Genomic DNA, 25,668 nt, shown 5'->3' with positions numbered 1-25,668 from the left:
CGGCCGCTAGTCGTGCGTCACCGCCCCGCCCCCCCCCCCCCCCCCCCCCCGCCCCCCCCCCCCCCCCCCCCCCCCCCCCCCCCCCCCCCCCCCCCCCCCCCCCCCCCCCCCCCCCCCGGGAGACCCGAGCCAGCTTCGCCAAAGTGGCCACTTTGGTGCGGGAGACCCGGGCCAGCTTCGCCAAAGTGGCCACTTCGGCGAAGAGGAGCGGCTGCCGCACCGGGCGGCGACCTGGTGCACCGAGGGCGAGGCGCGATGAGCGACGACGACGTGCTGGTCTCCGCCCGCGACCTGCAGGTGCACTTCCCGATCCGCTCCGGGGTGCTGCGCCGGACCACCGGGGCGGTGCGCGCGGTCGACGGCATCGACCTGGAGATCCGCCGCGGCGAGACGCTGGGCCTGGTGGGGGAGTCCGGCTGCGGGAAGTCGACGCTGGGCAACGCGCTGCTGCGGCTGGTCGAGCCGACCGGCGGCACCGTCACCTTCGACGGCACCGACGTCACCGCGCTGAACGCCCGGGACCTGCGCCGGCTGCGGCGGCGGGCCGGAATGGTGTTCCAGGACCCCTTCGCCTCCCTCGACCCGCGGCGCACCGTGGCGCAGACGGTCGCCGAGCCGCTGGAGGTGCACGGCCTGCACGCCGGACGGCGGGAGCGCGCGGCCCGGGTGGGCGAGCTGCTGGAGCTGGTCGGGCTGGACCCGGCGGTGGCCGGCCGGTACCCGCACGAGTTCTCCGGCGGTCAGCGGCAGCGGGTGGGGATCGCCCGGGCGCTGGCCGGAGAGCCGGACTTCCTGGTCTGCGACGAGGCGATCGCCTCCCTCGACGTGAGCGTGCAGGCCCAGGTGCTCAACCTGCTGCGCGGGCTGCAGCGCCGGCTGGGCCTCACGCTGCTGTTCATCTCGCACGACCTGTCCGCCGTCCGGCACATCTCGGACCGGATCGCGGTCATGTACCTGGGGCGGATCGTGGAGGTCGGGCCGGCCGCGGCGGTGGGCAGCGAGCCGCAGATGCCGTACACGCAGGCGCTGCTGTCCGCGGTCCCGGTGCCGCACCCGTCGGTGGAGCGCACCCGGGAGCGGATCGTGCTGCACGGCGACGTCCCGTCCCCGGCGGCGGTGCCCAGCGGCTGCCGGTTCCGCACCCGCTGCCCGTACGTCTTCGAGCCCTGCGACGACGTCGACCCGGCCCTGCAGCCGGCCGGCGTGCCCGGTCAGCTCGCCGCCTGCCACCTGCACGGGGTCGTCGGCACCCCGGTGACCGAGGAGGCGGGCGCCGCGACGTCGTGACCCCTCACATGCTGCGGCGCAGCTTCAGCCGGGGCGGGCGGCCGTCGGGGTCGATGGCGTAGCGGTAGATGGGGGCGGCCAGCAGCCGCTTCCACAGGGCTGGGCGCTCGACGACGTGCGCGCGCAGCCGGCCGGGCGGGCGGGGCCCGCGGCGCCCGCCGGCGTGCCAGGCCTCCAGGGCGGCGGCGCTGCGGCGGACCACCGCGACGGCCTCGTCCGGGTCGAGCAGGTCGCCGTCGTCGCCGTCGGCCCGGTCCAGGTGCTCGCGCATCAGCCGCAGCCTGAGCTCACGGGCGAAGCGGCGGGCGCCGTCGCCGTGCCCGCCCGGGTCGGTCGGTTCGCGGGGGTCGCGGTCGGCGTCGAGGACCGCGGCGGTCAGCTCCGAGTCGTGCGTCCAGGACCGGCGGTTGAAGTTGTCGCTGCCGACGGTGGCCCACACGTCGTCGACGACGCAGACCTTGGCGTGCACGTACACCGGCATGCCCCGCGGGTTCTCCACGTCGAGGACCTGCACCCGGTCCCCACCGGCGGCCCGCACCATGTCCAGGGCCCGGGTGTGCCCGAGGGTCGCCGGCAGGATGCTGAGCGGGCTGTCCTTGTCCGGGTGCCGGGGGACGACGACGACCAGGTGCAGTCGCGGCCGCGCGCGCAGCGCCTCGGCGAACACCCGGGCGACGTCGGTCGACCACAGGTACTGGTCCTCCACGTAGACCAGGCGCTCGGCCCGGGACAGCGCCTTGGCGTAGCCGCGGGCGGTGCTGCGCTCGCCGTCCGGGGCGAACGGGTACCCGGGCCAGCGGTTGGGGTAGGTGCGCAGCAGCTGCACCGCGCACGACCCCTCGCCCGGCGCGGCCGGCCGGGCCTCGGGCAGCGAGGACGGCGCCCGGTCCTGCCCGCGGAGCAGGTCGGGCAGCACGTGCCAGGGCATCCGGGACAGCTCGGCGGGGTCCTGCCAGCGCTCCCGGAACACCGCCTCGACCTCCCGGACCACCGGCCCCCGGAGCTCGACCTGGACGTCGTGCCACGCCGGGGTGTCGCCGTAGGCCTCGGCGAAGGGCCGGCGCTGCGGGTCGCCCTCGTGCGCCCCGCCGTCCCGCCGGCTGTGCGCCACGTCGATGCCGCCGGCGAAGGCGACGTCCTCGGCCGGGCGGTCGCGGTGCCGCACGACGACGAACTTCTGGTGGTGGCTGCCCAGCGGCCGGACCCGCTGGTCGAGCAGCACCTCCCCGCCGGTCTCGTTGACGTCGCGGGACAGGTCCCGGTTCTGCTCGGCGGAGAACGCCATCGCCTCCAGGTGCGACCGCCAGATCAGCCCCTTGACCAGGGCGCCACGACGGACCGCGTCCGAGAGCGCCTTGCCCACCGTCGGGCCGTCGTCGGTGAGCAGCTCGTCGGTGTCCCCCCGCCAGCCGACCAGGTACACCAGGTCACCGCGACCCGCGCCCGCCAGCGCCTCGGCGAGGGCGGCGAGGTAGCTGCGGCCGTCGACGAGCGGCCGCACCACGTTGCCCTCGGTCCACGGCAGCAGGCGGGTGGCGTCGTTGCCGCGCTCGGCGGCGGTGAGGAACCAGGCGGCCGGCCCGGGTGGGGCCGGCTCGGGGGGCGTCTGTCGGGTCATCCAGGCGGCTCCGTAGGTCGGCGGTGCGTCCCCCGTCGGCAGTGCACCGCGGCGTGTGGAGGGCGGGTGCCCTCCGTCCTACCGTGGAACCAGCCGGTCCGCTCGGGCGTTGGGCCCGGGAGCAGTGCAGCCTGTGCATGTGCGCACCCGGACGACCGTCGATGGACAGGGGAACACAGTGGACACGCGCTGCCAGGCGGACTGGCGCGACGTACCCGGGGGCCATCGCCGGTGATCGAGTGGTTGCTGCTCCTGGCGGCCGTCCTGCTCGTCGCCGCGAACGCGGTCTTCGTCGCGGCCGAGTTCTCGCTCATCGCAGCCGACCGGGCCACGCTGGAGCGGGAGGCGGCGGCCGGCGACGGCCGGGCGGCCGGCGTCGTGAAGGCGATGCGGTCGCTGTCCACCCAGCTCTCCGGCGCGCAGCTGGGCATCACCGTGACCAGTCTCGTCGTCGGCTTCATCGCCGAGCCGTCCCTGGCCACGCTGCTGCGTGGCCCGCTGGGGCTCACCGGCCTCGGCGACGGCGCGGTCACGGCGATCTCCGTCGGCCTCGCGCTCGCGGTGGCGACCGGCGTGCAGATGGTCTTCGGCGAGCTGGTGCCGAAGAACTGGGCGATCGCCGAGCCCACCCGGGTCGGGAAGTTCGTGGCCGGGCCGCAGCGCGCCTTCACCGCGGCGGCCCGCCCGCTGATCGCCTTCCTCAACGGGTCGGCCAACCGGCTGCTGCACCTGATGGGCATCACCCCCACCGAGGAGCTCGCCTCGGCGCGCGCGCCGCAGGAGCTGGCCTCGCTGGTCGACCGGTCGCGGGCGGCCGGCACGCTGGACGCCGGCACGGCCGAGTTGATCGCCCGGTCCATCGAGTTCGGCGACCGGACCGCCGCCGACGTGATGACCCCGCGCCCCCGCGTCCGGTTCCTCCGCGCCGACCAGCCGGTCGCCGACCTGCTGGCGCTGGCCGCGGAGACCGGACACGCGCGGTTCCCCGTGGAGGGGGAGAGCGTCGACGACGTCATCGGGGTCGTGCACTTCAAGCACGCGATGGGCGTGCCGCCGGCGCAGCGGGCGACCCGCACGGTCGGTGAGGTGATGGTGCAGGTCCGCGCCGTGCCGGAGACGGTGGAACTCGACCCGCTGCTGGAGACGCTGCGGGGACCCGGGCTGCAGCTGGCGGTGGTGGTCGACGAGTACGGCGGCACCGCCGGCATCGTGACCCTGGAGGACCTGATCGAGGAGATCGTCGGCGAGATCGACGACGAGCAGGACGCGCCCGTGCACCGGCAGCGCCAGGCGCCGGACGGGTCGTGGGTGCTCTCCGGCCTGCTCCGCCCCGACGAGGCCGGGGACGCCGTGGGGCTGGAGCTGCCCGACGGGGAGGGGACCGAGACCCTCGGCGGCCTGCTCACCGAGCGGCTGGGCAAGCTGCCGCAGGTGGGGGACCGCATCGTCCTGCCGGCCCGGGACGTCACCCGCCCGGACGCCGACGGCGTCCCGGTCCCCACCGAGGTGGAGGTGTCGGTGACCCGGTTGGACGGGCACCGCGTCGACCGGGTCCGGCTCCGGCGCACCGGGGGCGCGACCGCGGCCTCGGCACAGCAGCCCGCGGAAGGGGCCGACCGATGAGCGACACCGTGGCCATCCTGCTGGCGGTGGCGCTGCTGGCCGGCAACGCCTTCTTCGTCGGCGCCGAGTTCGCGCTGGTCTCCGCCCGCCGCACCCAGATCGAGCCGCGGGTGGCCGAGGGGGCGCGCGGCGCCCGGACCACGCTGCGGGCCATCGAGAACGTCTCGCTGATGATGGCCGGGGCGCAGCTGGGCATCACGGTCTGCTCGCTGGGGCTGGGCGCCGTGGGCGAGCCCGCGGTGGCGCACCTGCTGGAGGGGCCGTTCGCCGCCGCCGGCGTGCCGGAGGCGCTGGTGCACCCGATCGCGTTCGCCCTCGCGCTGGCCGTCGTCGTCTTCCTGCACATGGTGCTGGGCGAGATGGTGCCGAAGAACATCTCCCTCGCCGGGCCGGAGCGGGCGGCGCTGCTGCTCGGCCCGCCGCTCTACTGGGTCGTCCGTGCGCTGCACCCGCTGATCTGGCTGCTCAACAAGGTGGCCAACCTGGTGCTGCGCGCGCTGAAGGTGACCCCGCAGGACGAGGTCAGCTCCACGTTCACGCGGGACCAGGTGACCGGCCTGATCGGGGAGTCGCACCGGGAGGGGCTGCTCGACGAGCGGGAGCACCAGCTGCTCACCGGGGCGCTGCAGTTCGACGAGCAGCGCACCGCCGACGTCGCCATCCCGACGGCGGACCTGGTCACGGTGCCGCCGGGGATCACCGTCGGCGAGCTCGAGCAGGTCTGCGCGACCACCGGCTACTCACGCTTCCCGGTGGTGGGCGACGACGGCGACCTGGTGGGCTACCTGCACCTGAAGGACTTCCTCGCCACCCCGGCCGCGGAGCGGGACGCCCCGGTCGACCCGGCGCGCATCCGGCGGCTGGCGGTCGCGACCACCGGGCAGGGCCTGCGCGAGGTGCTGGCGACGATGCAGCGTGAGGGCGCGCACCTCGCGGTGGTGCGCGACGGCGGCGGCCGGGCGGCCGGGGTCGTGGCGCTGGAGGACGTGCTGGAGGAGCTCGTCGGCGAGGTGCGCGACGCGGCCCAGACCGTGGCCGCCGGCCGCCGGTAGGCACCGGGCCCGTCGTCCGGCCCGCTGCCCAGGCCCTTCCTGCGGTGGCGCGGGAGGGCGTGGGCAGCGGGCGGGTCAGCCCCGGCCGGAGCGGGTGGGCCGGCGGCCCTGCCGGGAGCCCGAGCGCGAGCCGGGACGGCGGCCGTCGCGGCCCCCGTCGCGGGCGCGGCCACCGTCGGGTCCGCGGCCCGCGGGCCGCGAGCTGCACGGCCGGCAGGTGCTGAACCACGGGGCGATCGCCGTGCCGCACTCCGCGCACTTCCCGGAGCGGCCGATGGAGATGGCGTCGGGCAGCAGCTCGCTGATGCTCTCCGCGCACTCCTCCTCGACCCAGGCGGCGTCCTCGCTGCTCAGCCCGGCGACGTCGGGGAACTGGCGGAGCAGCGTCTGCGCGTCCCGGGCCGCGGCGGCGGCCTGCTCGAAGTCCTCCACCGACCCGCCGCGCGGCACGTCGGGCAGCACCGTCTCGGCGGCCACCGGCAGCCCGACGGACTGCCGCAGCGCCGCCCGGGCCAGGGTGAGCCAGCGGATCCGCCGGGGCGGGTTGTAGTCGATGGCCAGGTTGACCAGCCGCCACACCGTCTGCAGGTCGCCGGCGGCACCGAGCGGGCCGCGCAGCAGCGGCAGCAGGGCGTGCACCCGCAGGATGAGCGGGGTGACGTCGTCGGCGGTCATGCCGGTGTCGCGGGTGGCGCGGCGGGCCCAGGACATCCAGCGAGTGAGCGCCTCGGGCAGGTCGACGGCCTCGAAGGCGCCGAGGTCCTCCAGCTCCGGCCGCAGCCGGGGCGCCCGCTTGGGCAGGTCGCTCATCTCGTCGCCGCGGGCGACGGAGGCGCCCTTGGCGACCAGCGCGGGCACCGGCTTGAGCCCGGCGATCCCGGTGAGGACGCCGACGCTGCCGTGCCCGGTGAGCCCGTAGCGGCCCGCGCGGCCGGCGATCTGCGCGGCCTCCCAGCTGCGCAGCGGGCGCACCTCGATGCCGTCGTACTTGCTGGTCTCGGCGAACAGCACGGTCGTCGCCGGCACGTTGATGCCGTGGCCGATGACGTCGGTGGTGACCAGCACGTCGAACTCGCCGTCGGTGAACTTCTCGATCACCTCGCGGCGGGTGGCCGGGGGCAGCGCGCCGTAGAGGACGCCGACCTTGCCCGGCCGGTGCTGGTCGAGCTCGGCGGCGACGGCGTAGACCGTCTTGCGGGAGAAGGCGACCACCAGCGTCTGCGGGCGCACGGTGGCCGGCTTGACCGGGGCGTGCAGCACGTCGAGCCGGGACAGCCGCTTGTGGTTGACGACCTCGATCGACTGCGCGTCGGCGACGAGGGGCTTGAGCAGCAGGTAGGCCTCGGCGGCGGAGATCAGGTGCATCTCGCGGAACTCACCGGTCAGCAGCAGCCGGGCCCAGTGGTGGCCGCGGTCGGGGTCGGCGACCCAGTGCGACTCGTCGAGCACCAGCAGCTGGCCGCGCATCGGGGCCTTCTCGACGGTGCAGCAGACGATCGGCGCGAAGGGGTCGATCTCCTCCTCGCCGGTGGAGAGCCCGACGGTGCCCGCGGGCAGCTGGGCGGAGAGCTTGGCGTAGGCCTCGTGCGCCAGCTGGCGCAGCGGGGCGGCGTAGACGCCGGAGCCGTTGGCGGCCAGCGCCTGCAGCGACTCGTAGGTCTTGCCGGAGTTGGTGGGGCCCAGGTGGAACACGACCGACTCGGGTCGCACGGTGCGGCTGGGCAGCTCGGGGGCGGCGCCGTCCACCCAGATCTGCTGGGCGGTCTTCTCGTCGCGGGCGGCCTTGCGGTCGGCCTCGCGCGCGGCGGCCTCACGGCCGGAGGAGCGCTCGCGTCGGCGGGCGGGGGACTGCTCGGGGGCGGTGGCAGACAGGGGGTTGTCCTTCGGTGGGGGACGAGAGCCAGGGGGAGGTCGACGCGGTGTCGCGGACCTCAGCCTGGACAACAACGCGCGCCCTCCGGACATGCCCGGCGCAGGTCCGGGCCCTCCCTCCCGGCACTGCGCTCCGCGACGTGCCAGCGGAACAGCGAGGTGGGCACGGCGGCGGCGCCGCGTACCCGGCCGGGTCGAGGTGGAGGTGATCACCGACATGGTAGGCCGGAAGGGGTCGCTGCGGGGCCGACGGGCCGCGCGTCACCCGATCGGAGTGCCGGATGGCGGCGCGCGGGGCGCTGTCGCGGAGCCGCTCGTCGACCGTCCGGCGGCCCCGTGCCCGGGACGTGCTCGCGGCCGGGATGGCCTGCTCACACCGGCTCGCGCCCGGGTCGATTGCCGGTGGTCGGCAAGGTGGCGCTGTCCGGGTTGACCGGGCGCAGCCCTGTCGGGCGGCGGGATCGTCGGGCATGGTCGGGGCCAGGTCGACGTCGTGTCGGGGATCGGGGTGGACGGGGTGGACGTACGGGTCCTGCTCGCGTCCGACCTCGTCGCCGGGGCGGCCGCCGGTTCCCGCAGCACGTCGTCCGGGCTCTCGCCGGTGGGCGCCGGCGCGGCGCCCGTCCCGGGTGCCGGTCGCCTGCGGGGCGTCCACCTCGGGCGACCGGACCGAGACCGGGCGCCGCCAGGCGTGCGCTGACCTCACGGTCGTCCAGCTCACGTCCCCAGGCGCGTCCCCCTCTCGGTGGGCGCGCCTTCTGCTCGTCGGAGGAGATCACCATGTCCGTCCCCACCAAGACCACGTCCACCAACACCGAGTCCACCAGCACCGCTGCAGGCCCCGGGTCGAGCTGGGAGCCCTTCCGGGTGCTGCTCGAGGAGCAGCGCGCCGACGCGGTGCGGCAGCGCGAGCTGGTCCTGTCCGACATCGCCACCTCGGTGCCGGATCCGGTCGCCCTCGGCCGCGCCACCAGCCTGCTGGAGACCATCGAGGAGATCGACGCCGCACTGGCGCGGATCGAGGGGGGCACCTACGGCCGTTGCGCGCACTGCGGTACCGGGATCCCCGCCGAGCGCCTGGAGCTCCGGCCGTTCGCTGCCGCCTGCGTGGACTGCCAGTCGGCGGCGCGCTGACCGGTGCGGTCCCCCTCCGCCCCGGAGCCCCTCGTGCTGTCCACCCCAGCCGCCCCCGATCAGCTGCTGTCGGTCACGGCCGTCCCCGACGCCCGGCCCGGCCGGGTGGTGGTGGAGGTCGTGGGCGAGGTCGACGCCAGCACCGCCCCCGTGCTGGACGCCTGCCTGGCGTCGCAGGCCGGACGCCCCGGCGTCGCTGAGCTCGTCGTCGACCTGGGGCAGGTGACCTTCCTCGGCGCCGCCGGGGTGGCGGCGCTGGCCCGGGCGCACCGGGGCTGCCGCGCTCGGGGCGCGCGAATGGTCATCCGCACCGGCGGGCGCCGGTGCGTGCTGCGTCTGCTGGAGCTGACCGGGCTCGCCGCCCGGGTCGACGTCGCCCCGGCCCGGGTGGGCGCCCCGTCACGAGGCGCCGCCGGGGCCGGTGGCCGCACGATGCGGCGCCGGTACCCGGCCCGCCGGCGGGTGCGTCGCTGAGCCGACCGCCAGCGCCGGGGCACCCGCCGGGGGCGCCGGTGCCCGCCTCGGGCACCCTCGTCCTTGCCGATCGGCGGCAACGACGACCAGGAGGGCCCATGAGCCGCAGCCCGCACCCCACCGGGCGATCCGCCGGGAGCGCGGCCGCCGACGACTGGCTGACCGCGATCGGCGTCTCGGCCGCAGCCGAGGCGCACGCGCCGGCGGAACTGCTCGGGGAGTACCTGCCCCTGCTCGCCGACGCCGCCATCCACGGCCGGCGTCCCGGCCCCCGGGAGCTGGGCGCCGTCCGCGAGCTGGGCCGGCGGGCCGCGGCGCAGGGGGTCGGGGCGCGCCCCGCCGTCGACCTGTACCTGTCCGCGGCCTGGCGGCTGTGGCGTCAGCTGCCCCTCGTGGTGCGCTCCGCGGATGCGGAGGTGGTGCGCGGCGCTGCCGAGGCGGTGCTGCGCGCGCTCGCCGAGGCCACCGGGGTGCTGGTCGACGGGCACCAGTCCGAGCGGCGGGACATGATCCGCCGGGAGGAGACGCTGCGTGCGGAGTTCGTCGACGACCTGCTGCGCGGTGATGCCGACGTCTCGACCCTGGTGGAACGCGCCGCGCTGTTCGGCATCGACCTCGGCAAGCCGCACCACGTGGCGCTGATCGCCCCGCGGGGCACCGACGGCGACGTCGCCCGCGCCGCCACCGTGCTGGAGCGTGCCGTGGTCGACCGGTTCGGCGACCGCGAGGTGCTGGTCGCCGCCAAGGACGGCCGGGTGGTCGCGCTGGTGCCCGGTTCCCGGGCGTCCGCCGGCGCCGCGGCGCGCGGGCGGGACATCGGCGGGCTGCTGTGGGACGACCTGCAGCGGCTGCGGATCCCCGGACGCTGGCGGGTGGCCGCCGGCCGCGCCTTCCCCGGGGCCTACGGGGTGGCCCGGTCCTACGAGGAGTGCCGGGAGAGCCTGACCGTCGCCGACCGGCTCGAGTTGGACGACGACGTCGTCCACGCCGGTGACCTGCTGGTGTACCGGGTGCTCGGCCGGGACCAGGCCGCGATCGCCGACCTGGTCCGCGACGTGCTGGGTCCGCTGACGCAGGTCCGCGGCGGGCCGGCGGCGCTGCTGGAGACGCTGCGCGCCTACTTCGCCGCCGGCGAGGTCGCCACCGAGGCGGCCCGCCGGCTGCACGTCTCGGTCCGCACGGTCACCTACCGGCTGACCCGGGTGGCCCAGCTGACCGGGCACCACGTCAACCGCCCCGACCAGCGCTTCTCGCTGCAGGCGGCGGTGCTCGGCGCCCGCCTGCTGGAGTGGCCGGCGCGGCCGCTGCCGGCCGAGCCGTGACCCGCCCGCGACGGCGCAGGGCGCGGCCGGCGGTCGGGTCCGCGGCCACGGTGGCCCGCGTTGCTACCGTCGACACCGCCGACCCCCTGGCCCGTGAGCTCCACCGCGGACCGGGGTCTCGGAGGAGGGCTCGCCTAGTGGCCGATGGCGGCGGTCTTGAAAACCGCTAAGAGGTAACCCCTCTTCGTGGGTTCGAATCCCACGCCCTCCGCTCAGCCGCCCGTTCGCCGGGTCCGTCCACCCTGCCGGTCGCCCCGTCCGGCCCAGGTACGGAGGGCCCTGCGCCGGCCCGGTCACCCGGAGCGCCGTCCTCACTCGCGGAGCCGGACCGCGAGCCCCGAGTTCCTCGCGCCCTCCCGGCCGGCGCCCTCGTCCGCCACGCCGATCCGCCCGGGGGTGCCGGAGGTCATCGACCGCGCTGGGCGCTCACCGACCGGATTCCGGGCAAAAGCCCAGGTCGCCGGGGTCGTCGAGTCGACAGGTGGTCACCCGGCAGGACGGTCACCGGCCGCCGGGAGGGCTCAGGCAACGATCGGGTGACGGCGGTGGCGGGGGTCCGTCCTGGAGGTCCGCATCACACCCGGGAGGGACCTACGTTTCCGGCTGTCCGCGGTACTTCCCGCCGCGACGGACACCCGAGGAGAGTCGCGTGCCCATGCCCGCGTCATCACGTACCCGCCCCGCCACGGACGACGGCCAGCTGGCGTGCCCCGAGCTGCTCGCGCCCGTTCGGACGGGTGACGCGTGATGCTCTTCTGGCCGACCGTCTCGGGGCTCGGGTTCCTCCTCCTCGCCGGCCTGGTGATCGCCCTCGGTGTGCGCTCCACGGCGCGGTACGAGTTCGAGCGCAACCGGGTGCAGGGCGCCCGGCAGCAGGCGGCCGTCACGAGCACGGCCGTTCCGGGCACGACCGGTCCGGTCCCGGTGGCTCCCCACCGGGCAGGTCCCGGTGGGGTGGCCACCGAGCACGCCCGGGAGGGTGCCTCCGGCAGCGTCGCGACCATGCCGCAGTCCCGCCCGGCCGGCCGGTCCGCCGCCGGTGGGTCGGCGCCGGCCTGGTGGCTGGTGGCCCCGGACGACCACCGGGTGGTCGCCGGTCCCTTCTCCGACCGGGTCGACGCGGACTGGGCCGGCCTCACCGGGGCGGTGGATGCCTCGGCGCAGGCGGTGCACGGCGTCCGGCGCCCGGACGGCGGGGTGACGCAGCGGCAGACCCCGGACGAGCAGGCCTGGCTGACCGAGCTGGGTGATCAGCTCGACCGGCTGCCCGAGCACTGGGACGCGTGGCTCGACGACGACGACCCGACGGTCACGCTGGTGGTCGAGGTGGCCGCGGCGCTCGTCGAGGCCGGTCTCCCGGTGCACGACTGCGCGGGCAGCGGCACGGCCGGTGGGGTGTGCCTCACCCCGGAGCCCGCGTGCGCCGGCGTCCTGGTCAGCTGGCACCAGCACGACCGGATGAGCCGGGACCAGGTGCGCGGCGCCGGCCCGGTCACCGCGGTGCAGCAGACGATGAACGCCGCGGTCGCCGAGTGCCTGGAGCGGCTGGGCTTCCTGGTGGCGCCGATCGGCTCGTCGGGCTGCTCCGTGGTGACCGACGCCCGGACCTCCTGGTGAGGCGGGGCGGGGAGGCGCCCGCCGGCCGGGGCATCGCCCAGCTCGCCGTCGCCTAGGGTCTCGCCGTGCCCGCGTCGACGAGCCGCCCGACGCGGCGCCCCGGCCGTGCTGCCCGCCGTCGGCGGGCCGAGGGCGAACTGCCCACCCGCTGGCGCCGCTGGCCGCACCTGCGGCACCCCGCCCAGGTCGTCGTCGCCGCGTTCGCGCTGGCGGTCTCGGTCGGCACGCTGCTGCTCTGGCTGCCGATCGCCAGCGTGCCCGAGGGCAGCCCGTCGCTGCTGACGGCGCTGTTCACCGCCACCTCCTCGGTCTGCGTGACCGGGCTGGTCGTCGTCGACACCCCCACCTACTGGACCGGCTTCGGCGAGGCGGTGATCCTCGCGCTGATCCAGGTCGGCGGGTTCGGGATCATGACCCTCGCCTCGGTGCTCGGCCTGGTGCTCGCCCGCCGGCTCGGGCTCCGCGCCCGGCTCAACGCCGCGGCGGAGACCAAGAGCGTCGACGTCGGCGACATCCGCCGGGTGGTCGTCGGGGTGGCCACGATCAGCCTGCGGTTCGAGGCCGTCATCGCCCTGCTGCTGACGGCGCGGTTCGCCCTCGGCTACGACCAGAGCCTCCCCGAGGCGCTGTGGAACGGCGTCTTCCACGCGGTCTCGGCCTTCAACAACGCCGGCTTCGCGCTGTTCACCGCCAACCTCATCCCGTTCGCCACCGACCCGTGGATCTGCCTGCCGATCAACGTCGCGGTCATCGCCGGCGGGCTCGGCTTCCCGGTGCTCATGCAGCTGCGGCGGGACCTGCTGGTGCCGCGGAAGTGGGTGATGAACACCCGGCTGGTGCTGCTGGGCACCGGGGTGCTGCTCGCCGTCGGCACCGTCCTGCTCACCGCGCTGGAGTGGCGCAACCCGGCGACGCTCGGCCTGCTGTCGGTGCCCGGCAAGCTGCTGGCCGGGTTCACCACCGCGGTCATGCCGCGCACCGCGGGGTTCAACGTCGTCGACGTCGCCGCCATGGAGCCGGCCAGCTGGCTGGTCACCGACGTGCTGATGTTCATCGGCGGTGGGCCCGCCGGTACCGCCGGCGGGATCAAGGTGACCACGTTCTTCGTGCTGGTCTTCATCGTGCTCACCGAGATCCGCGGCGAGGGGGCGGTGAACGTGCTGGGCAAGCGGCTGCCCCGCTCGGTGCAGCGGCAGGCGATCACCGTGGTGCTGTTGTCGGTCATGGCGGTGGGGCTGCCGGTGCTGGCGCTGCTGGTCGCCACCCCCTTCACCCTCGACCGGGTGCTGTTCGAGGTGGTCTCGGCGTTCTCCACCGTGGGACTGTCCACCGGCATCACCGCCGACCTGCCCGGGTTCGGCCAGCTGCTGCTGGTGGCGCTGATGTTCATCGGCCGGCTCGGTCCGATCACCCTGGCCTCGGCGCTGGCGTTGCGGCAGCGCACCCAGGCCTACGAACTACCGAAGGAGCGACCCGTCATTGGCTGACTGGCTGCACCCCCGCCGCTCCGGCGGCCGGCGGTCCCCGTCCAACGCGGTCGTCGTCATCGGGCTGGGGCGGTTCGGCTCGGCCCTGGCGCTCGAGCTGATGGAGGCCGGCACCGAGGTGCTCGGCATCGACGCCGACCCCGACATCGTGCAGGAGCTCAACGGCCGGCTCACCCAGGTGGTGCGGGCCGACTCCACCAAGGAGGAGGCGCTGCGGCAGTTGTCCGTGCCCGACTTCGACCTGGCCGTCGTCGGCATCGGCACCGACGTCGAGGCGAGCATCCTCACCACCTCGCTGCTGCTCAGCTTCGGCATCGAGGACCTGTGGGCCAAGGCGCTCAGTGAGCCGCACGGCCGGATCCTCCGCCAGCTCGGCGTCCCGCACGTGGTCTACCCCGAGCACGACATGGGCCGCCGGGTCGCGCACCTGGTCCGCGGCATGGTGCTGGACTACATCCAGTTCGAGGACGACTTCGCCATGGTCAAGACCCGGCCGCCGGCGGACACCCTCGGCAAGCGGCTGGGGGACACCGGCGTGCGCACCCGGCACCAGGTCACGGTGGTGGCGGTCAAGCGCCCGGGCGAGGGCTTCACCTACGCCACCGCCGACACCGTGCTGGAGCCCGACGACGTGATCATCGTGGCCGGCCGGACGAAGCTCGCCGAGAAGTTCAGCCAGCGCGCCTGAGACCTCACCCCTTGGGGGCGGGCGGGGTGCGATCGGGACAGTCGATCTTCCTGGCTGTCGTTGACCAGGTGTGCACCCGCCGACGTCGATGAGAGCCCGTGACCCGCGGGCCGCAGCACGCACGGTGCTGCCGATCATCGCCGTCTGCGCCGTCGTCATGTCCGCCTTCACCACCTTCGGCCCCAACTCGGTCAGCGCCACCACCCGCGCCGCCTCCTGGGGCACGGTCGCGCTGCTGGTCGCCGTCGGGGTGGTGGTGCTGCTGGTGCCCGCCGAGTGGCTGGACCGCCACGGGGTCTTCGCCGGGCTCGGGCTGGTCGGCGTGGTGCTGGTGTGCGCGATGAACGTGATCACCCGCGACCCGTCGGCGGCCGGCCAGGCGTTCCTCTCCTTCCCGGTGCTCTGGGTCGCCGCGCACCTGCGCCGGGGCGCGGTCGCGGTGGTCACCGCCGCCGCCGTGCTGCTGGACGCCGCCGTCCTGCTGCTGCTCGTGCCGGCCGAGCCGGCGCTGACCGACCTGATCTTCTTCGGCAGCGTGCTGGTGACCATCTCGCTGATGCTGGTGCGCGCCGGCGACGTCCAGGAGCGCCTGGTCGCCGCGCTGCACCGGCAGGCGAGCACCGACTCGCTCACCGGTCTGGTGAACCGCCGGGTGCTCGACGCGGCGCTGGCCAGCGCCCTGGCCGCCCCGCTGCACCCGCACGGCACTGCCCTGGTGCTGGTCGACGTCGACTCGTTCAAGGCGATCAACGACCAGCACGGTCACCCGGTCGGCGACGACGCGCTGGTGCACGTGGCCGGGGTGCTGCGCGGCGTGGTCCGCGCCGGGGACGCCGTGCTCAGCCGGATGGGCGGGGACGAGCTGGCGGTGCTGCTGCCCGACTGCCCGCCCGACGTCGCCGCCCGCCGGGCCACCGAGGTGCTCGACGCCGTCCGCGCCTCCCCGGTGCGGCTGCCCGACGGCTCGCTGCTGGCGCTGTCGGTGAGCCTGGGCGTCGCGCACGCGCCGCTGCACGCGACCGGGCTGGAGGAGCTCTACGCGGCCGCCGACGCCGCGCTGTACGCCGCCAAGCGCGCCGGTCGTGGCCGGGTCGCCCTCGCCGTCTGACCCCCGGTGGTCACCGCCGCAGCGAGCGGGCGGTGGCGGCGAGGGTACGGGCGGTGAGCCGCCCGTCGGCCAGCCCGAGCGCGACGACGTCGTCGAACACCGCCCCGTCCGCGGCGGCGGCCCGGACGACGCCGTCCATCAGCCGGGGCCAGCGGGACAGCTGCGAGGCCACCCGGACCGAGCGCAGGTGCCCGCCCAGCCGCCGGGCCAGCATCGCCCGGTGCACCGCCCCGGCCCGGTCGCCGTGCGCGGCGGCGAGCCCGGCGAGCGCGCCGGAGAGCACCGCGTAGAAGATCCCCTCGCCGGTCAGCGGGTTGATCAGCGAGCGCGCGTCGCCGGCCAGCAGCACCCGGCCGTCGGGCGTGCGCGGGTGCCCGGTGGACAGCGGCAGCCGGTGCGCGCGCAGCTGCTCGGGCTCCACGCCCGGCAGCAGCCGGTGCAGCCCGGCGACCAGCTCGGTGCGGGTGACCCCGCCCGAGACGAGCTCCCCGTACCCGACGTTGGCCCGGCCGTCGCCGATCGGGAACGACCAGGCGTAGGCCGGCCAGCGCTGGTCGGTCGTGGTCACCACCTGCACGCCGGCCTGGCCGGGCGGCTCGGGGGCGTACCCGCGGATCGCCACCGCCAGCCGGTCGGCCCGGTTCGGCGGCACGCCCACCGCCCGCCGGACGACGGACTCCGCCCCGTCGGCGCCGACCACCACGGAGGCGCGGAAGCGCCCGTCGACGTCCACGTGCCCGCCCCGGTCGGTCACCGAGCGCACCGTGTGCCGGGCGAACCGCACCCCGCCGCCGAGCACCCCGCCGTCGAGTACCTGGGCCAGCAGCCGGCCGTCGAGCACCGCGCGCGGCACCACCACGGACGGGCGGCGGGTGGCCCGCTCCACGACGTCCCCGCCGGGCCCGGTGAGCCGCAGCCGCGGCACCCCGGGGAAGCCGTCGGTGAGCGCGGCGACGTCCAGGCCGAGGGTGGCGAGGACGTCCAGTACCTCCGGTGCCACCCCGTCGCCGCAGACCTTGTCCCGGGGAAAGTCGGCCCGGTCGACCACGAGCACGTCGGCGTCCGGCGCTGCCCGGCGGGCCGCCGCGGCGCAGGCGGCCCCGGCCGGCCCGCCGCCGACGACGAGGACGTCGACGTGCTCCACGTCAGGCACCGTTCAGGCGGCCGGGGTGGGCGTCCACTTGCGGGCCGGGTGCTCGTACTCGTCGACGAAGGCCAGCAGGCCGGCCGCGTCCTGCACGACCCCGAGCGCCTCGAGCCGGTTGGCCGCCAGGTAGCCGTCGTCGACCATCCGCCGCAGCTGGGCCAGTTGCGGCTGCCAGAACCCGTCGACGTCGAGGAACGCGGTCGGCTTGGCGTGCAGGCCGAGCATCCCCCAGGTCCAGGCCTCGAACAGCTCCTCGAGGGTCCCGGCGGCGCCGGGCAGCGCCACGAAGGCGTCGGCGAGGTCGGCCATCGCGGCCTTGCGCTCGTGCATGGTCTGCACGACCTCCAGCCGCGGCAGCCCCGGGTGGGCCAGCTCGTCGTCCACCAGGTGCTGGGGGATCACCCCGACCACCTCGCCGCCGGCGGCCAGCGCGGCGTCGGCGACGACCCCCATCAGCCCGACGTGCCCGCCGCCGTAGACGATGCCGACCCCCGCCTCGGCGAGGTCGGTGGCGAACGTCGCGGCGGCGCGCTGGTGGCTCTGCGGGCCGGCCTGGGAGCCGGTGAAGACGGCGATGCGCACGCCGACCACGGTAGGGGAGCGCCCCCGGCGCGGCCTGCGCGCCCGTCCCGTCGAGCTTCCGCAGCGTGGAAGCCGCACCCCGGACGGCGGTGACGGCGGTCACCCTCGACGGGTTCGACGACGACGTCACCGGAGGCACCTGCGTGCACACCACCCACGACGAGGTCGACCTGCGCCTGCGGGTCACCCGGCGCACCGTCGGCGCCGAGGGCGTCGCCGTCCTCGAGCTGCGCGACCCCTCCGGCGCCGACCTGCCCGCCTGGGCGCCGGGCGCGCACGTCGACCTCGCCCTGCCCGACGGTGCGGTGCGGCAGTACTCGCTGTGCAGCGACCCGGCAGACCGCTCCCGGTGGCAGATCGGCGTGCTGCGCGAGCCCGCCGGGCGCGGGGGCTCGGTGTACGTGCACGACCGGCTCGTCGAGGGCAGCGAGGTCGACGTCCGCGGGCCGCGCAACAACTTCCCGCTGGAGCCCGCGCCCCGGTACGTCTTCATCGCCGGCGGCATCGGGATCACCCCGATCATGCCGATGGCGGTCGCCGCCGAGCGGTCCGGCGCCGAGTGGGAGTTCCACTACGGCGGGCGCAGCCGCACGTCGATGGCCTTCCTGGACACGCTGCAGGCCGCCTGCGGCCCCCGGTTGACGCTGCACCCGCAGGACGAGGTGGGGCTGATCGACCTCGCGCGGATCCTGGCCGACCCGCGGCCGGGCACGCTGGTCTACTGCTGCGGGCCCGAGCCGCTGCTGAGGGCGGTCGAGGCGCAGTGCGCCGGCTGGCCGCCCGGCACGTTGCACGTGGAACGTTTCGCACCCAAGGAGCAGGGCGCGCCGGTGCGCAGCGACTCCTTCGAGGTCGAGCTGACCGCCTCCGGGCTCACGCTGACCGTCCCCCCGGACAGGTCGATCCTCGAGGTGGCCGAGGAGGCCGGGGTCCCCGTGCTCTCCTCCTGCCAGGAGGGCACCTGCGGCACGTGCGAGACCACGGTGCTGGCGGGGGAGGTCGACCACCGGGACTCGCTGCTCACCCCGGAGGAGCAGGCGGCGGGCGAGACGATGTTCATCTGCGTGTCCCGCGCGGCCTGCCCACGGCTGGTCCTCGACCTCTGAGCCGACCGCCGGACCGCCCGCCGGACCGACCGCCGTCCCCGCCGGAGCGCGGCGCGGCGCGCGTCGCCGTGCGTCCTGAGCTGTTCACCCGCTGTGGCACTCCGTGTCACCCGTTGGTGGCGGGTGCCCCGCAGAGTCCCCGCGACGGATGCGCCACGGACGATGCGGGAGTACGCGATGAGCCACGATCACGACCACGGACACGGTCACCACAGCACGACCACGACCACCACCACGGCGAGGTGACCGCGGTCGAGGGCACCTGGGTCGACCCGCAGGCCGGCGACCCGCTGTCGGTCTCGCGCCGCGCCTTCCTGGCCACCGCGGCCGCCGTCGCGGGGGCTGCCGCCGCCGTCGGTGGCGGGGTCGCCGGTGTCGGCCAGGGTGTGGCGCGCGCCGCGGACGCCGGCACGACGACCAACCCCTGGAACGGCCGGATGCAGTACCTCGCCGGCGACCACCACGTCCACACCAAGTACTCGCCCGACGCGCAGTACGACGTGCTGACCCAGGTCATCAAGGGCCGCCAGTACGGCCTGGACTGGATGGTCATCACCGACCACGGCGGCGTGGCGCACCAGAAGCTGTCGATCGACAAGATCACGCCGGAGATCGAGAAGGTCCGCAAGCAGTACGCGGGCACGATGATCTACCAGGGCCTGGAGTGGAACATCCCGGGCGCCGAGCACGCCACGGTCATGCTCCCCCCGGGCAACGCGACCGTCGACATCCTCAAGGCCTTCGAGGCCGGCTACGACGGCAGCGCGCTGGCGGCCAACGGCGTCACCGGGAACGTGGAGCCCTACGCGATCGAGGCGCTGAAGTACCTGGACAACCAGGTGCGCAACCGGCGCACCGAGATCGCGCTGATGTTCGCCAACCACCCGAGCCGGCAGGGCATCGACAGCCCGCACGAGATGCGCAACTGGCGGGACGCCGCCCCGCAGGTCGCCGTCGGCATGGAGGGCGCGCCCGGTCACCAGGCCGCCGGCATCCCGACGTCGCAGGGCGGGCCCGGCAGCGGCCGCGGCTACTACGACAACGCCGGCACCAACCCCACCCGCTTCATGGCGTACCCGCCGGAGTCCTACCGCACCTTCGGCGGCTTCGACTGGATGACCTCCACCGTCGGCGGCATGTGGGACTCGCTGCTGGCCGAGGGCAAGCCGTGGTGGGTCACCGCCACCTCGGACTCGCACCGGGTCTTCCGCGACACCCGCACCCAGGGGCCGCTGGACTTCAACGTCCACGGCACCAAGGGCGACCCGATCGACACCGGCCGGCCGATCACCCAGTACGGCGACTTCTGGCCCGGCCAGTACAGCAGCACCCTGGTGGCGGCCCAGTCCCGCTCCTACGTCGGCATCATGCAGGCGCTGCAGGCCGGCAAGGTCGTCGCGGTGCACGGCCGGATCATCGAGGGCCTGGACGTCCGGGTGCGCTCGGCGCAGCACGGTGACGCGCAGGGCGCCACGCTCGGTGGCCGCACCTGGGTCCGCCGCGGCGGCGACGTCACCGTGACGATCACCGTCAAGGTGGCCGGTGGCGCGAACGCCAACGGCGACGTGCCCAAGCTCGCCAAGGTCGACGTGATCAGCGGCCCGGTCACCGGCCCGGCCGGCGACCGCGACACCTTCACCGCGCCGGAGACCCGCGTGGTGAAGACCTTCGAGGTCGGTCGCAGGCGGGCGCAGTGGACCTTCGAGCACACGTTCACGAAGGTCGACCGCTCGTTCTACGTGCGCCTGCGCGGCAGCGACGGCAACCAGCTGGACGCCGACGGCAACCCGCCGATGGACGTCGTCGGCGACGCCAACCCGTGGGAGGACCTCTGGTTCTACGCGAACCCGGTCTTCGTCGACGCCATCTGATGAGCGGCCTCTGGTGGGGTGGTGCGTCCGCGGAGCGCGATCCCGCGGACGCCCACCTGCTGGCGGCCGTCGACCGGGCCCTGGCCGGGTCCGGGGCCGCGGCGGAGCTGGTCTGCACCCATGTGGACCGCTCCGCCGCGGACCCGCGGATCGGGGTGTCGATCCGGCTCTCCGGTCCGCCGGCCGACCCGGCGGGGGCGCGGGCGGCGCTCGCCCGCGAGCTCGGCGGGCCGGTGCTGGTGGAGGCCGCGGCGGACGGCGGCACCGACGAGTCCCCGGCCCGGACGGCGCTGGCCGAGGCGCCGTCCGCGGTGGCCGGGCGGGTGGTCCGCTGCCCCGGTGCCGACGCCGTCCGCGGGCGGGTGGCGGTGGCCGAGCTGGTGGCCACCACCCCGATCGAGGAGGTGACGGCGGTCGGCGCGACGATCGGCCCGGACGACGTCGTCGACGCCGGCCCGAACGGCTTCCTCCGGCCGCAGCTGACCGGTGGGCGGATGACGCTGCTGGTCGAGCGGGCCGCCGGCGGGGTGTTCACCCCGTTCGAGGTCGAGAACCCGCACGTCTGCTGCGCGGGCGGGGGTCACTGACCCCTTCCCCGCGAAGATGGCCATGTCCGCCACTCTCCGGAGGGGCGGACATGGCCATCTTCGCCCCCGAGGGGGTCAGACCACGGGGGTGGCGAAGCCGATCTCCATCGTGGCGATGCACGCCGGGAAGGTCTCGAACACCCGGGCCCGCTCGGGGGAGGCGTTGTACTCGGCCTCGACCCGGCGGAACTCCTCGGCGTCCCCGTCGTGCGCCACCGCCCAGGTGAAGGTCTCGTGCTCGTCGTCGGCGAGGGCGAACAGCAGCCGGAACCCGTACTGCTCCCGCACCGGGGTCAGGGTGGGGAACCAGGCCAGGAAGTCGGCCATCCGGCCGGGCTCGAGCTGGTAGCGGCGCAGCTGCACGGTCTCCATGCCGCCCATCCTGCGCCGGACCCGGCCCGGGCCCGGCGCAGGGGCGGTGTCAGGACGACGTCAGGACGACGTCAGGACGACGGCGGTGCGTAGAACTGCAGGTCGTTGCCCTCGGAGTCCTTGAACGGGGCGAGCCGGCCCCACGGGTGCTCGCTGATCCCGCCGCTGAACTCCACTCCCTTGTCCTGCAGCGCGGCCACCTCGGCGTCCAGGTCGCCGTCGGGCTGGAAGGTGATCACGGCGCCGCCGTGCGAGTGGGCCGTCCCCTCGCGGGCGTTGAGCCCGATCATCAGGCCGTTGGCGTCGAACTCGCTCCAGTCGTCGGTGGTCTTGCCCTCGCTCAGCCCGAGGGTGTCCCGGTAGAACGCCCGGGCCCGGTCCATGTCGTCGACCGGCACCCAGACGCTCGCCACTCCGCTGGCCATGACTCTCCTCAGCTCGATCAGGTCGTGCCCCGCCAGTTCCCCGGGCGACCGGGCGGCAACCCCCGCGTCGGCGCGGCAGACTGGCGGGCCGGACCACGACGACGAGAGGACGGCGGTGCGCTCCCCGACCGACGGCTGGACCACCTGCGCGCTCGGGCACCGGCACTGGGGGCTGGCCGGGGCCGCCGGCCTGCTGGTGCACCGGGACGGCGCCGACGGCGTCGAGGTGCTGCTGCAGCTGCGCGTCGGCTGGTCGCACCACGGCGGCACCTGGGGCACCCCCGGCGGCGCGCTGCACCCCGCCGAGTCCGCGGCCGACGGCGCGCTGCGGGAGGCGGGGGAGGAGCTGGGGCTGCGCCGGGCGGACCTGGTGCTCGGCGCGGAGTCGGTCGACGACCACGGCGGCTGGCGCTACACCACGGTGCTCGCCGCACCGGCCGGCCCGCTCGACGCCGCGGACCTGGTGCTCAGCGACGAGAGCGCGGGCGTCGGCTGGTTCCGCGTCGCGGCGCTGCCCGACGTGCTGCTGCACCCGGGCCTGGCCGCCTCGCTGCCGGTGCTCCTGCCGCTGCTCGGCTGAGCCGCCCGGCTGGAGTTCGGCGCCGTCCGGCCGACGTTGACCGGGTGACCCACGCCGCGCCCAGCTCCCGGACCCCGGCCGCCCGCGTCTGGTGGGGCGTCCTGGCCGTCCTGGTGGCCGCCTCGGTCGGCACCGAGTTGGTCCGCGCGCTGCTCGACAGCGGCAGCGACGCCGGGGTGCTCGCCCGGGTGGTCCGCTTCCTGGGCTGGTTCACCATCCAGTCCAACCTGCTGGTGCTGGCCGCCGCGCTGCCCCTGGTCCGCGACCCCGGGCAGGACGGCCGGATCTGGCGGGTGGTGCGGCTGGACGCGCTGCTCGGCATCTCGGTGACCGGCCTGGTGTTCGCCGCCGTCCTGGTCCCGACGACGCACCCGCAGGGCCTGGGCTGGTGGACCAACGCCGCCACGCACTACGTCGTCCCGGTGGTCGCCGTCGTCGGCTGGCTGGTGTTCGGTCCCCGCCCGCGGGTCAGCGGCGCCGCGATCGCCGCCGCGCTGGGCTGGCCGCTGGCCTGGATCGCCTACACGCTCTCGCACGGGGCGGTGACCGGCTGGTACCCCTACGGCTTCCTCGACGCGCAGGCGCTGGGCTACGGCACCGCGCTGCGCAACCTCGGCGTCGTCGTCGCGCTGGCGGTGGCGTTCCTGCTGGTGGTCGGCCTGCTGGACCGGCGGCTCCCGCCCACCGGCGCACCCCGGGTGCGGGCGCGGGTGGTCACCGCCGGGTGATCGTGGCGGTGACCAGCCGGTGGTCGCCGAAGACCAGCTGACGCACCTGCGGGTCGTCGGCCCGCGCGCCGGCGTCCCCGAGCAGGTGGTCGAACTGCACCCGGGGCGCCGGGGCCGGGTAGGTCGGCCCGGTGACCAGCCGCCGTCCGCCCCAGACCCGCGCCGGCAGCGGACCGACCAGGTTCAGGTCACCGGCCAGCACCACCGGGCCGGGCAGCGTGGCCGCCCAGCGGCGCAGCCGCACCAGCTGCCCCACCGCGGTGTGCGGGGCGAAGGACAGGTGGGTGCCGATCACCGTGCACCCGTCGAGCTCGGCGGCGACCGCCAGCCGCGGCTCGTCGGGGAACCACCACAGCCGGTTCCGCCCGGTGCGCGGGTCGGGGGCCTGCACCGGAAGCCGGGCCCGGCCGGCGCCCAGCGCCTGCACCGACCAGCGCCGCACCGGCAGCCGGCTGAACAGCGCGATGCCGTACTGCGGGCCGGCCGGGGGCTGCTGCGGCCCGCGCATCCCCGGGGCGGCCGGCCGCCAGCTGCGGAACGGGTCCGGCGTGCCGGCGACCGTCGCGGCGAACCGCCAGTCGACCGCCCCCAGGGCGGTGGCGACCTCGGTGGGCTGGTCGGTGTGCCGCGACCGGGGCTGGCCGACGTCGACCTCCTGCACGGCGAGCACGTCGACGTCGACGTCGGCGAGGGCTGCGCGCAGCGCCGCGGGGTCCAGCGACCGGCCCCGGGCGTCGCGGCCGGAGGCGAGGTTGAGCGTCCCGACCCGCACCGCGCGACCGTAGCCGGGCGGTGCCTCCGCCGCCCCTCGCACCCGGCCCGATGCCGCGTGCGGCGATAGGTTCGCCGGGTGACCGCACGCGAGGACGTCTCGGAGATCTTCGACCCCACGGCGTGGCAGGAGGTCCCCGGCTTCGAGGGCCTGACCGACCTCACCTACCACCGGGCGGTGGACGCCGGCGTCGTGCGGGTCGCCTTCGACCGCCCCGAGGTGCGCAACGCCTTCCGGCCGGAGACCGTCGACCAGCTGCTCGCCGTCCTCGAGCACGCGCGCCTGGCGCGGGACGTCGGCTGCGTGCTGCTCACCGGCAACGGCCCCAGCCCCAAGGACGGCGGCTGGGCGTTCTGCTCCGGCGGCGACCAGCGGGTGCGGGGCCGCTACGGCTACGAGGGGGAGGCCGGCACCCCGGGGCGGCTGCACATCCTGGAGGTGCAGCGGCTGATCCGGTTCATGCCCAAGGTGGTCGTGTGTGTGGTGCCCGGCTGGGCGGCCGGCGGCGGGCACAGCCTGCACGTCGTCGCCGACCTCACCCTGGCCAGCGCCGAGCACGCCCGGTTCAAGCAGACCGACGCCGACGTCGGCAGCTTCGACGGCGGCTTCGGCTCGGCCTACCTGGCCCGTCAGGTGGGGCAGAAGTTCGCCCGGGAGATCTTCTTCCTCGGCGAGGAGTACTCGGCGGCCGACGCGCACGGCATGGGCATGGTCAACCGGGTGGTGCCGCACGCCGAGCTGGAGGCCACCGCGCTGGACTGGGGCCGGCGGATCGTCGCCAAGAGCCCCACGGCGCAGCGGATGCTGAAGTACTCGTTCAACCTGATCGACGACGGGCTGGTCGGTCAGCAGCTGTTCGCCGGGGAGACCACCCGGCTGGCCTACATGGCCGAGGAGGCCGTGGAGGGGCGCGATGCGTTCCTGGACAAGCGCGACCCGGACTTCAGCCGGTTCCCCTGGCACGTATAGCGAAAGGACCCCCGTGCCCCCCACCACTCGCAAGCTCGCGGCGGGGCCCTGCACGGGGGCCTTCCAGTGACGGCCACGAACTCAACCCACGGAGGTAATGAAATGATCATCGAGGTGATCACCGGTGCCGACGAGGTGCCGGAGGTGAAGGTGGCCGACGTCGAGGACCTGGGGCGGCTGCGCCTCGCCCTGGGGGCGCTCAGCGACGCCGACGCAGACCGGGCGTTGCGCGCGGCCGGCCTGGGGCGGCTGGAGGACGGCACCGGCTTCCTGGACGTCGCCGCGCTGCGCGTTGCCGCTGGGCGGGAGGCGCGGTCCCTCGACTGGGTGCCTCGGTTCGACCAGATGGTCGCCGCGGCGGCGGACGCCGGCTGGACCGCCGACGACGGCGCCAGCCTGCGCGCGCACGTCGAGCCGGCCGCCTCCGCCTGACCGAACGGGCAGGTCAACGCCTCGCGCGGCCGGACCGGGTCGCGCGAGGTGCGGCCGTCCGGGCTGGAACCGACCGGCGCCGACCCAGCCCGGTCGGCTCCGGCCGGTCTCGAATCGGAACCTGTGATTCAGTTTGTGTGCGCGAGGTTGTTGTGGTCACTCCACTTTCTTGGGCACGATTGCACGGTGACGACCACCGACGCGCCTCTCCGCCCTGCCGGCACCCGTCCGCCGGGCCGTCCGCTGTCCACGGAGCTCTCCGAGCAACTGGTCGCGGTCGCGGTCGACATCCTGGCCGACGAGGGCTGGGGACGGCTCAACAGCGACCGCGTCGCCGCCCGCGCGCGCGCCGGGAAGGCCGGCATCTACCGTCGCTGGCCCACCATGGCCGCGCTCGCCCGGCACGCGCTGACCACCGGCACGCTGGTGCAGCTGCCGGACGACGCCGGTTCGCTGCGCGCCGACCTCTGCGCGCTGCTCGCCCCCTGGACCCGCCCGCTGGAGCGGATGGAGCGCGCCGCGGCGAGCCTCGTCGGCCCCGCCCGGCACGACGCGGACCTGCGCGCCGGCCTGGAGGAGTCGCTGGTGCGGCCGCTGGCCGCCGTCGTCCGGGAGATCGCCGCCCGGGAGGCCGCCCGGGGCCACGAGCTGCCGCACGAGCGGATCGCGCTGCTCGGGTCGGTGCTCCAGGCGCTGTGGTGGCAGCGCTACAGCGCGTTCGGCAGCGAGCCGCTGCCGATGCCCGAGGTCGAGGCGCTGGTCACCGACGTGCTGCTGCCGATCGTCGAGCCGGGGGGCACGACGGCCTGAGGCCG

General features: G+C 75.7%; 24 protein-coding genes, 1 tRNA gene and 1 pseudogene. 19 read left to right on the top strand and 7 right to left on the bottom strand.

Going from position 1 to position 25,668, the window contains the following annotated elements; translation table 11 throughout:
- Nucleotides 1–255 precede the first annotated feature (255 nt).
- Nucleotides 256–1,287 carry an ABC transporter ATP-binding protein gene (locus ACI79U_RS17055; RefSeq protein ID WP_457070140.1) on the top strand — a complete coding sequence of 344 codons (1,032 nt, stop codon included), beginning with the start codon at nt 256–258 and terminating at the stop codon, nt 1,285–1,287.
- A gap of 4 nt (nt 1,288–1,291) precedes the next feature.
- Here the strand turns inward: ACI79U_RS17055 and ACI79U_RS17050 are convergent, their stop codons facing one another.
- Nucleotides 1,292–2,905, bottom strand: coding sequence for a phospholipase D family protein (locus ACI79U_RS17050; RefSeq protein ID WP_457070138.1), 1,614 nt, complete (start codon nt 2,903–2,905; stop codon nt 1,292–1,294).
- 231 nt (nt 2,906–3,136) lie between these two features.
- Between ACI79U_RS17050 and ACI79U_RS17045 the strand changes: the two genes are divergently transcribed.
- A complete protein-coding gene (locus ACI79U_RS17045) occupies nt 3,137–4,528 on the top strand; it encodes a hemolysin family protein (protein ID WP_457070136.1) in 1,392 nt (463 codons plus the stop codon).
- Nucleotides 4,525–5,580, top strand: coding sequence for a hemolysin family protein (locus ACI79U_RS17040; RefSeq protein WP_457070134.1), 1,056 nt, complete (start codon nt 4,525–4,527; stop codon nt 5,578–5,580). The genes ACI79U_RS17045 and ACI79U_RS17040 overlap by 4 nt, the downstream gene beginning before the upstream one ends.
- 75 nt (nt 5,581–5,655) lie before the next feature.
- Here ACI79U_RS17040 and ACI79U_RS17035 read toward each other — a convergent pair whose 3' ends face one another.
- Nucleotides 5,656–7,326: a helicase-related protein gene (locus tag ACI79U_RS17035; RefSeq protein WP_457070132.1), complete on the bottom strand. Its 1,671-nt coding sequence runs from the start codon at nt 7,324–7,326 to the stop codon at nt 5,656–5,658.
- A gap of 906 nt (nt 7,327–8,232) precedes the next feature.
- On the opposite strand from ACI79U_RS17035, the gene ACI79U_RS17030 reads away from it, so the two are divergent.
- The 8 genes from ACI79U_RS17030 to ACI79U_RS16995 all read left to right on the top strand — a co-directional run bounded on the left by ACI79U_RS17030 (nt 8,233) and on the right by ACI79U_RS16995 (nt 15,282).
- Entirely contained in the window at nt 8,233–8,586 is a 354-nt protein-coding gene (locus tag ACI79U_RS17030; protein ID WP_457070130.1) for a TraR/DksA family transcriptional regulator, read from the top strand.
- Nucleotides 8,587–8,619: 33 nt separating this feature from the next.
- Nucleotides 8,620–9,060, top strand: coding sequence for an STAS domain-containing protein (locus ACI79U_RS17025; RefSeq protein WP_457070128.1), 441 nt, complete (start codon nt 8,620–8,622; stop codon nt 9,058–9,060).
- Nucleotides 9,061–9,158: 98 nt separating this feature from the next.
- Entirely contained in the window at nt 9,159–10,382 is a 1,224-nt protein-coding gene (locus tag ACI79U_RS17020) for a PucR family transcriptional regulator (protein WP_457070126.1), read from the top strand.
- A 123-nt stretch (nt 10,383–10,505) separates the two neighbouring features.
- A tRNA-Ser gene (locus tag ACI79U_RS17015) sits at nt 10,506–10,593 on the top strand.
- Between the two features lie 536 nt (nt 10,594–11,129).
- On the top strand, nt 11,130–11,999 hold the full coding sequence (locus tag ACI79U_RS17010) for a hypothetical protein (RefSeq protein WP_457070124.1): 870 nt from the start codon (nt 11,130–11,132) through the stop codon (nt 11,997–11,999).
- A 65-nt stretch (nt 12,000–12,064) separates the two neighbouring features.
- Nucleotides 12,065–13,486 carry a TrkH family potassium uptake protein gene (locus tag ACI79U_RS17005; protein ID WP_457070122.1) on the top strand — a complete coding sequence of 474 codons (1,422 nt, stop codon included), beginning with the start codon at nt 12,065–12,067 and terminating at the stop codon, nt 13,484–13,486.
- Nucleotides 13,479–14,174: a potassium channel family protein gene (locus tag ACI79U_RS17000; protein ID WP_457070120.1), complete on the top strand. Its 696-nt coding sequence runs from the start codon at nt 13,479–13,481 to the stop codon at nt 14,172–14,174. The genes ACI79U_RS17005 and ACI79U_RS17000 overlap by 8 nt, the downstream gene beginning before the upstream one ends.
- Nucleotides 14,175–14,298: 124 nt before the next feature.
- A complete protein-coding gene (locus tag ACI79U_RS16995; RefSeq protein WP_457070118.1) occupies nt 14,299–15,282 on the top strand; it encodes a GGDEF domain-containing protein in 984 nt (327 codons plus the stop codon).
- Between the two features lie 10 nt (nt 15,283–15,292).
- Here the strand turns inward: ACI79U_RS16995 and ACI79U_RS16990 are convergent, their stop codons facing one another.
- A complete protein-coding gene (locus ACI79U_RS16990) occupies nt 15,293–16,426 on the bottom strand; it encodes an NAD(P)/FAD-dependent oxidoreductase (RefSeq protein WP_457070116.1) in 1,134 nt (377 codons plus the stop codon).
- A gap of 12 nt (nt 16,427–16,438) precedes the next feature.
- Complete coding sequence (locus tag ACI79U_RS16985; RefSeq protein ID WP_457070114.1) at nt 16,439–17,011, bottom strand: LOG family protein; 573 nt, start codon at nt 17,009–17,011, stop codon at nt 16,439–16,441.
- A 203-nt stretch (nt 17,012–17,214) separates the two neighbouring features.
- Between ACI79U_RS16985 and ACI79U_RS16980 the strand changes: the two are divergent.
- From ACI79U_RS16980 to ACI79U_RS16970, 3 genes and pseudogenes are all read left to right on the top strand, one after another.
- Nucleotides 17,215–18,117, top strand: a pseudogene (locus tag ACI79U_RS16980) (PDR/VanB family oxidoreductase); the annotation flags it as partial.
- Nucleotides 18,118–18,359: 242 nt separating this feature from the next.
- A complete protein-coding gene (locus ACI79U_RS16975; RefSeq protein WP_457070112.1) occupies nt 18,360–19,988 on the top strand; it encodes a hypothetical protein in 1,629 nt (542 codons plus the stop codon).
- A complete protein-coding gene (locus ACI79U_RS16970; protein WP_457070110.1) occupies nt 19,988–20,575 on the top strand; it encodes a hypothetical protein in 588 nt (195 codons plus the stop codon). Before ACI79U_RS16975 ends, ACI79U_RS16970 begins: the two co-directional genes overlap by 1 nt.
- A 75-nt stretch (nt 20,576–20,650) precedes the next feature.
- Here ACI79U_RS16970 and ACI79U_RS16965 read toward each other — a convergent pair whose 3' ends face one another.
- Both ACI79U_RS16965 and ACI79U_RS16960 read right to left on the bottom strand, forming a co-directional pair.
- Nucleotides 20,651–20,947, bottom strand: coding sequence for a hypothetical protein (locus ACI79U_RS16965; protein WP_457070108.1), 297 nt, complete (start codon nt 20,945–20,947; stop codon nt 20,651–20,653).
- A 71-nt stretch (nt 20,948–21,018) separates the two neighbouring features.
- Complete coding sequence (locus tag ACI79U_RS16960) at nt 21,019–21,372, bottom strand: VOC family protein (RefSeq protein ID WP_457070106.1); 354 nt, start codon at nt 21,370–21,372, stop codon at nt 21,019–21,021.
- A 115-nt stretch (nt 21,373–21,487) separates the two neighbouring features.
- Here ACI79U_RS16960 and ACI79U_RS16955 point away from each other — a divergent pair, with 115 nt between their 5' ends.
- Both ACI79U_RS16955 and ACI79U_RS16950 read left to right on the top strand, forming a co-directional pair.
- A complete protein-coding gene (locus ACI79U_RS16955; protein WP_457070104.1) occupies nt 21,488–21,952 on the top strand; it encodes an NUDIX domain-containing protein in 465 nt (154 codons plus the stop codon).
- A 44-nt stretch (nt 21,953–21,996) separates the two neighbouring features.
- Nucleotides 21,997–22,680 carry a Pr6Pr family membrane protein gene (locus tag ACI79U_RS16950; RefSeq protein WP_457070102.1) on the top strand — a complete coding sequence of 228 codons (684 nt, stop codon included), beginning with the start codon at nt 21,997–21,999 and terminating at the stop codon, nt 22,678–22,680.
- Here ACI79U_RS16950 and ACI79U_RS16945 read toward each other — a convergent pair.
- A complete protein-coding gene (locus ACI79U_RS16945) occupies nt 22,667–23,452 on the bottom strand; it encodes an endonuclease/exonuclease/phosphatase family protein (protein ID WP_457070100.1) in 786 nt (261 codons plus the stop codon). The genes ACI79U_RS16950 and ACI79U_RS16945 overlap by 14 nt on opposite strands.
- Before the next feature lie 78 nt (nt 23,453–23,530).
- Here ACI79U_RS16945 and ACI79U_RS16940 point away from each other — a divergent pair, with 78 nt between their 5' ends.
- The 3 genes from ACI79U_RS16940 to ACI79U_RS16930 all read left to right on the top strand — a co-directional run bounded on the left by ACI79U_RS16940 (nt 23,531) and on the right by ACI79U_RS16930 (nt 25,663).
- Nucleotides 23,531–24,421 (top strand): 1,4-dihydroxy-2-naphthoyl-CoA synthase, encoded by an 891-nt coding sequence (locus tag ACI79U_RS16940; RefSeq protein ID WP_457070098.1) that lies wholly within the window; start codon nt 23,531–23,533, stop codon nt 24,419–24,421.
- A gap of 102 nt (nt 24,422–24,523) precedes the next feature.
- Nucleotides 24,524–24,853, top strand: coding sequence for a hypothetical protein (locus ACI79U_RS16935; RefSeq protein ID WP_457070096.1), 330 nt, complete (start codon nt 24,524–24,526; stop codon nt 24,851–24,853).
- A 186-nt stretch (nt 24,854–25,039) separates the two neighbouring features.
- Entirely contained in the window at nt 25,040–25,663 is a 624-nt protein-coding gene (locus ACI79U_RS16930; protein WP_457070094.1) for a TetR-like C-terminal domain-containing protein, read from the top strand.
- Nucleotides 25,664–25,668 lie beyond the last annotated feature (5 nt).

Source organism: Modestobacter sp. SYSU DS0904 (assembly GCF_054051115.1).
Note: the sequence above shows the minus strand (reverse complement) of the source record. Positions and strands in the feature narration are given on the sequence as shown.